The organism is Solitalea longa, from assembly GCF_002920915.1.
Lineage (GTDB): Bacteria > Bacteroidota > Bacteroidia > Sphingobacteriales > Sphingobacteriaceae > Solitalea > Solitalea longa.
Window position 1 is genome coordinate 376,259 of the sequence record NZ_PQVF01000004.1, and the last position, 7,152, is coordinate 383,410.

Here is a 7,152-nt window from a genome sequence, read left to right on the forward strand (position 1 = left end):
GAGGACTATTGCCCTCTTTCTATTTTATACCAATTCAGTTTGTTTAGCAGGCTGTTCTTGTTGCTTCAACTTTTCTTCAGCTCTCAATTGAGCCGAGGTTTTACGACTACCATCGTGACTCCATCCCGGAGGGCCAAATAAATATCCCATTTTAGCTTTAAAAGTTGGCGCATTCCAAACATCCTTAATCACCATTCCCCATTCGTCGAATGCTATTCTAATTGGATTATGGGTTTCAATATTTTTGGTTAATCCATAAGTTGGATGAATGTCTTCTTCAACAAAAGTCCCAAACATACGATCCCAGATAATTAAAATACCTGCATGATTTCTATCTAAATATTTAACATCAGAAGCATGATGCACACGATGATGAGATGGTGTATTAAAAATGAATTCAATTAGTCGCGGAAACTTATAGATCAATTCCGTATGGATCCAGAATTGATACAATAAGCTTATAGCCATCATGGTTGTAATCATTGTAGTTGAAAATCCAACCAACGGCATCCATAGCCAAAATATCCAAGAACCACTTAAATTCCCTGTCCAGGTTTGACGTAAGGCGGTTCCTAAATTATATTTCTGTGAAGAGTGATGTACCACATGAGAGGCCCAAAAATAGCGCACGCTATGACTGGCACGATGGAACCAATAGTACGAGAAATCATCGGCCAACAAACATAAAACCCAGGCCCACCAAGCTGTTTCGGGCAGTGTAAATACTCTAAATTGAAATAAGAAAGACAATGAAACCGGGATAAGAGCCTTACTAAATGTTCCAACTGTTACATTTCCAATTCCCATGGAAAGGCTACTGGCTGTATCTTTTGCATCAAAATATTCGTCGTGCCTTTTCTGAAAATAGGCCACCACCAATTCGGCTACCAACAGAATAATAAAGCCCGGTATGGCCATTACAATCAAATTCTTCATTTACTGCTTATTGATAAAAGTTAGAAATGTAAGATTAATTTCTGAATTATCAATGCACGCATAGTTTAGTTAGGTATGGAATAATACTTACGAAGAAGGAAAAGATAAGTATCGAATTTATGGTGTATAAAGAGGTTACTATCTTCAAATTTAAACTTACCATTGTATTCATTGTCTGCGAATAATACAACCGGTGTTCCTGCCGGATAAAAATAACTTGAAGGAGCGTATTCAGGCTCTTTTAGCTGAGGAAGCGTTTTCTTAATTTGTTGATAAACTAAGTGGCCAAAATATTTCTGGTAATATTTAACACCAGTATTGGCGTTATTATTCATTTTTTTATAGGCATTATTGATATAAGCACGAACTATCCATGACATGGACTTAATTCTTTCCTGATAATTTGTAATTGGATTGACTTCGTTTATATCATATGTAGTTTGCAGTGTAAATGGAGCTTCCGGCACCCAATCGGCAGAATTCACCACCCTATAAGCTCCCCCTACCCGGGTAATAAAATCAAAATCATAGGCATATTGTAAATTACCTGGTTTGGGCGCTGCACTGCAATAAGTTTTATAATAAATATCGGTCGGAAGTACATCAGTAGGCAAATAATTTAAATAAGATCGGACTAAATAGGATAATACTCCACCCTGGCTATGCCCAAATATGATCACCTCTCTGTTTCCTGATTTATAATATTTATTTAATTCAGTAACTATACAAGGAGCAAGATGAGCTAAACCAATCATCCAACCAACGTGAACACATGCATTTTCTCCGGCGGAAAGTTTGTATTTAAAATTTGTACTGTCATTAATTTGCAAATTCCCTTGAGCCGGAACCATTGCCGAATAAAGATTTTCCAACCAGGATTCACTCTTTGCAATAGTTCCTCTAATACAAAGAACGATCACATTGTCATCCCTCATCCAAAAATAACATCTGTTATATAATCCAACCTCCGGAGATTCGTAAAGTAATCTATATTGATGAATAGGCGTTTTTATTACAGTAGTTCCAATTTGAAGTGAATCATATTTTAAGGCGAGTAAATCAGCATATTCATTTGCATCAAAACCGGGTCGTAATACTTGTTGAGAATAAGAGAGTTGATTACTAAAACAAAAAACAAAGAAAAGGAAGGCGATTCTTAAAATAGACTTCATAGTGAGAGCGCTGAAGGTAAACTAATAGATTTACTGTATAATTAATATACAATAATATTTACCTTAAATCAACTCTTTGCTATTGTCATTTTTGAGGTAAAGAATTGAATATTCAATGCGATTACCATCACCAAAACACAGCCAATTAAATTGTACCATAAGAAGGAGATAGTTGTAAAGAAATATCCCATAAGCACTAAAAACTGAGTTATCAATGCAGCTGTAAATACGGCTGTTCCTTTTATTTTTTTCATAAAGAACGCCACCATAAAAATTCCCAGAATAGCCCCGTAGAATAATGACCCAAGTACATTAACGGCTTCAATTAAACTACCCAACTGTGTAGCCAATCCGGCGACGATCATTACAAAAACACCCCATATAACAGTGGCCCATCTTGATGCTTTTAGATAATGTTCATCCGCTTCATTTTTTCGGATACTCCGTTTATAGATATCTATGACAGAGGTTGAAGCAAGTGCCTGCAAAGCCGAAGACGACGAAGACATAGAGGCTGCTAAAATAACCGCTATTAGTAAGCCCACCAATCCTTCCGGAAAATGATGACTAACAAACCACAAAAAGATATAATTTACATCGTCGGTATTTGCATCCACATCATTCTTAAGCATCAATTCCTTTAAATCAGTTCTTAATTCCTTTTCCTTTTTATGGTCTTCAGTAATAAACATCTGAAATTTATTTACCTCATCTTCATTATTCTCTTTTACTGCCGAAAGCAGGCCAATTGAATGTTCTTTTTTTAGTTGAAATAGTTCAGATTGCTTTTGCTGTAATTCATTTAACCTAGGTGCATAGCTGCTTTCCTGCAGTTTTTTAACTTCGAGCTGATTGAAAAAAATTGGGGTTTCAGTAAACTGATAAAATACAAATAATAGGACTCCAATTAAGAGAATTCCAAATTGCATGGGTATTTTCACAATACCATTAAACAATAAGCCTAAGCGACTTTCGGTAGTGTCTTTTGCTGATAAATAGCGGGCAACTTGAGATTGATCTGTTCCGAAATAAGATAAAGCCAGAAAAAATCCGCCCAACAAACCCGACCAGATATTGTACTTATTATTCAGATCAAATTTCAGATCGATAATATTCATGCGGCCCATTTTACCTCCAAGCTTTACAGCATCAATAAAGCCCATGTTCTGTGGCAATAAGTGAGTAATAATAATGGCTGCAATGAGCATTCCGCTAAGTATAATGGTCATTTGCCCCATTTGAGTATAGCTAACGGCACGTATGCCACCGCTAACTGTATAAATGACCACTACGGCACAAATTACAAAGTTGGTTACATAGATGTTCCATCCCAGAATAGCCGAAAGTATAATACTAGGCGCAAAAACGGTAATACCCGTACCCAAACCACGCTGTATAAGAAAAAGAAATGCAGCTAGTGACCTTGTTTTTAAATCAAAGCGACCTTCGAGATATTCATAGGCGGTATAAACCTTTAATTTATGATAAATAGGAACAGCTGTTAAGCATAACACCACCATGGCAAGTGGCAAACCAAAATAGTACTGCACAAAGCGCATCCCATCAGTATAAGCTTGCCCGGGTGCCGACAAAAAAGTTACTGCACTTGCTTGGGTAGCCATAATGGTTAACCCAACCATATACCAAGGCGAAGTATTAGCTTTTAAAAAAGTTTCGGTGTTCTTGTTTTTACGGCTCTTCCATAACCCATAAAAAACAATAAAAGAAAGCGTTGCAATTAATACCAACCAGTCTAGTTGCCTCATGAAAGATGATTAGTAAGATAATAGAATAGGATAATTTCCATTATTAAAAAGCCGATAACTAGCCAATAAAGTGGTTTCCAACGCATAACTAAAATGAAATTATTTCCCTAGTTCTATCATATTCACAAATAAACGATAGGCTCCCGGAACTCCTGCTGGCAACTCTCTGAAAAACGAAAAGCCCGTGTAAACAAAATAGCCTTTCCCGTATTTAGTGATCAGTGTACTTCCTTTTGAGGAATTCTCTCCCGGATCATTTAAACCAAATGGAGTCTCGTAGTTCTTATCCCAGTCTGTTGCAAAATAAATCCCTCGCTCCTGAATCCAATCTTTAAAATCATCCGCCGAAATCTTATTAGGGCTATTAAAAACTTTATGCTTAGGCATGTCTAAACGCACTTCTGCATTTTCATCGGTTACTCTATCTCGTGAAATAGTAAATGGATAGGGTCCAATTTCTGATTTAACACCGCCTAAAAAATTATTGGTATTATATTGAACAATAAGATTTCCGCCTCCTTTAACATAATTCATCAGCTTTGTGTAATAAAACTTCATTCTTTCATTGGTATTATAAGCTCTAACTCCAACCACAATAGCGTCGTAAACAGAAAGGTCAACTCCATTGCTTAGCATTTCATCACTAAGCATTTTCACCTGATAGCCTAATTGCTCCAAATTATGAGGTACGTCATCTCCGGCACCTTTTATATACCCAATACTTTGCATTTTTCTATTCAGGTTAAAACGTACAAATTTGGCCTGGGCATCAGGATATAATGTTTGAAGGGGAATATGTTTATAATCAATTATTGTTTCACCCTTCGAATATTGTTTGCTGTCAATTACTGCAACCGCTTTTATTACAGTTGTTGTGCTTTCATCAGGTGGAATCACTTCGAAAACAACATCCTGCTCTTCATCCTTTTTTTGAATGTTAAATGAAATAGAAGCTGGATTAGCTTTCCAATTTGCAGGCATATCAAGCTTAATTATTCCCTGGCAGTTATCTCTTCCGGCTTTTAAAATTATTCTCACATGTTTGGATTTACCCGAAGGAAATACATAGGCTTTAGCGTCCATGTTTATCATTACAGGCGGAGTAATTTGCAAGGGACGGTATAACTCACCGTCAACAGGATCAACCCATTTATAAACTACCGGCTTAGTAACCGTAAAGGATTGGCCCTGAATAGTTACTACAAAGCTAACCTGCAACGTTGCAGGCGCTTCAGGTTGACCGATCAAATTCTGATCATTTACCGTATACCTTCCATCCGAGTGTTTTAAAGTAAGCCAATATGGATTATTATAAGTAGTGGATGGATCCAGGGTTAACTGATTATCTTCTTTATAATTTTGATCACGTTCTAAACTCTTATTAACTGAAATGTTTTGTCCTTGTGGAAATAAAATCTTTTCTAGAACAACAGCTGAATCAGCCCTATTAATTGCATTTGCTGAAATTTTAAGTGATTGCCCCGGAGTAACTGAAAAATCAGAAGCTGTAGCCTCCAAGTAAACACCCGAACAGGCTAAAATCAAGTTTTCAAGTTCTTTTCGTTTCTGATTCTTCCAATAATCATCTGTTATTAAGGCAAGCGCTTTGTAGGCTTGTATCAAATCCGAAAGTATGGTAGATGGTTCATCTGCAAGAAATTCATCCTGTGCCTTTTTGGCCCATTGCTTAAATGATTCGGCCCCTTCAATTCTATTTGCACTTAAATCAAGACCATCAAAAATATCTGTGGAGGCAGCCTCTCCTTTGATTGGCTTAAAATATTCAGTAACCGAACCTCGTGTACGGGCGGCACCAAATCCCTGGCTTTTATGCATGCTGCGGCTTTCACCGGCAAGTTCACCGTATGATTTACCCAACATCGGATTGAATTGCCCTACTTCAAGAGCCAAATTACCCGACATATTGGCATTAGGGTTCCAAAAGCGAGAGGCATTATTATAAACCAAACGTTTTACCTGCCATGGTTTTACATACTTAAGCTGCTCCGGAAATCTTGCCGGATCAGCAGCTGCTGCAAAAGCCTCTTCAGCCAAAATAGCTGATGCAGTATGATGCCCATGCCCGCCACTCCCGTCGGTAGCAAAACGGGTAATTATCACATCTGGTCTGAATCTGCGAATCGTCCAAACTACATCAGCAAGAATGGAGTCCCTATTCCATATGTTAAAAGTTTCTTCCGGATTTTTGGAAAATCCAAAATCATTGGCTCTGGTAAAAAATTGTTCCGCTCCATCCACACGTCTGGCTGCTAACAACTCTTGCGTCCTGATCAAACCTAATAACTCTCCTTGCTGATCGCCAATAAGATTTTGGCCTCCGTCACCCCTTGTCATTGACAAATAACCCGTACGAACATACTTCTCATTTGCCAACCATGAAATTAATCGGGTATTTTCATCATCAGGATGTGCCGCTACATAGAGTGCTGTTCCAAATGTGTTGAGTTTTTTTAAGGAAAGAAGGATTTCAGAAGAACTTAAGGTTTTAGGCTGTTGAGCATTAACCGTACAAATAGGAAGTAATAAAAAACAAAGTAGAAACAGAAGTTTTCGCATTATTGGTCGATTTGGGGAACTAAGATAGAGTAAAATTATGTTTGGAAAAGAATCTGAGGCATTAAAATAACTGTTACAATACATAATAAAAGGCTCCTTTTAGTTCATCACCTTTATTACATTCTTTCGATGATTGATTCTATTGATTTATTGTTCTATTGTTCTATCGTTAAAAAATAAACCACAGAGTTGCAACGGGTTACACAAAGTCATTCCTACTCCGTGCACCTCTGTGCAACCCTGTGGTTATTAAACAATTTCACCATTTCACAATACAACCATTAGCCATTTAGCCAGGTCCCTAAACAAACAAAGCCCCTTGGCGTGAACCAAGAGGCTTGTATAAAAATCGGCACCGACCTACTCTCCCACCTGTTACGGCAGTACCATCGGCTCTGGCGGGCTTAACTTCTCTGTTCGGAATGGGAAGAGGTGGACACCGCCGATATAGGCACCTGAATATTTTTAGTCGTAAGTTATAAGTACTTAGTTAGTAGTGCTTACACTCAACGTATTCAGTGTTTTTTTATTGATTCATAAGAAGACTTATTACTTATAACTCTCTACTTATTACTCAATAGACATATTGTTGAAAGAAGTTACAGCTAAAAGGTAAACGAGGCTTTCTTTTCAGAAAGTTTCGGATGATTAGTACTACTCGACTGTGACATTACTGCCTTTACATCTGTAGCCTATCAACG

The 7,152-nt window shown here is 37.4% G+C and carries 4 protein-coding genes and 1 rRNA gene; all 5 read right to left on the bottom strand.

The annotated features are described in order from the left end of the window. Positions 1-24: 24 nt before the first annotated feature. Positions 25-936 carry a sterol desaturase family protein gene (locus C3K47_RS07450; RefSeq protein WP_103788492.1) on the bottom strand — a complete coding sequence of 304 codons (912 nt, stop codon included), beginning with the start codon at positions 934-936 and terminating at the stop codon, positions 25-27. Positions 937-1,001: 65 nt separating this feature from the next. Continuing rightward, the gene (locus C3K47_RS07455) at positions 1,002-2,108 is read right to left on the bottom strand and encodes a lipase family protein (protein ID WP_103788493.1); all 1,107 of its coding nucleotides are present in this window, start codon (positions 2,106-2,108) and stop codon (positions 1,002-1,004) included. Positions 2,109-2,176: 68 nt separating this feature from the next. Next, positions 2,177-3,874 (bottom strand): sodium:solute symporter, encoded by a 1,698-nt coding sequence (locus C3K47_RS07460; RefSeq protein ID WP_103788494.1) that lies wholly within the window; start codon positions 3,872-3,874, stop codon positions 2,177-2,179. A 99-nt stretch (positions 3,875-3,973) separates the two neighbouring features. Continuing rightward, positions 3,974-6,451, bottom strand: a complete 2,478-nt coding sequence (locus tag C3K47_RS07465; RefSeq protein WP_103788495.1) for a PIG-L family deacetylase — start codon at positions 6,449-6,451, stop codon at positions 3,974-3,976. A gap of 347 nt (positions 6,452-6,798) precedes the next feature. Then, positions 6,799-6,910: ribosomal RNA gene (gene rrf, locus C3K47_RS07470) — 5S ribosomal RNA — on the bottom strand. Positions 6,911-7,152: the final 242 nt, after the last annotated feature.